Consider the following 606-nt stretch of genomic DNA (forward strand, 5'->3'; position numbering starts at 1 on the left):
GTCTTCCGCGCCAAACAGCACGGCCTCCACCTGACCGTCAAACAGCTCTTCCAGCACCAGACCATCGCCGAACTCGCCCCCGTCACCGAACAACGCCAGAGCACACACGTGCGGGCCGAACAGGGAACAGTCACCGGCCCCACCCAACTCACCCCGATCCAGCACTGGTTCTTCGACCAGGACTTCACCCACCCCGACCACGTCAACCAGTCCCTGCTGATCGAAGCCGACACCGACCTGACCCCACAACAGTGGCAACAAGCCCTCCAGACCCTGCTCCACCACCACGACGCACTGCGCACCCGCTTCCTGCGCGAAGGCGACCACTGGCACGCCGAAATCACCAACGTCCCCCACACCCTGCCCTGGCAGCAACACGACCTGTCCACACACCCGCCCACCGAACACCGGGAACGCATGCTGGACCTCGCCCGCCAGGCGCAGACCAGCATGGACGTCTCCGCTGCCCCCCTGTTCAGATCGGTCCTGTTCACCGGGGTCCAGGATTCCGGCCTGGAAGGGGTCGAGCGCGAGAACCGGCTGCTCCTGGTCGCCCACCACCTCGTGGTCGACGTGGTGTCCTGGCGCATCATCCTCGAAGACCTC

1 protein-coding gene is annotated in these 606 nt (G+C 65.7%); it reads left to right on the forward strand.

Going from position 1 to position 606, the window contains the following annotated elements:
• Window positions 1-606 (forward strand): condensation domain-containing protein (locus ADL05_RS28400; RefSeq protein ID WP_231640938.1); only part of this gene is annotated, 606 nt, incomplete at both ends.

It is taken from the genome of Nocardiopsis sp. NRRL B-16309, from assembly GCF_001279585.1.
In the GTDB taxonomy this organism is placed as follows: Bacteria; Actinomycetota; Actinomycetes; order Streptosporangiales; family Streptosporangiaceae; genus Nocardiopsis.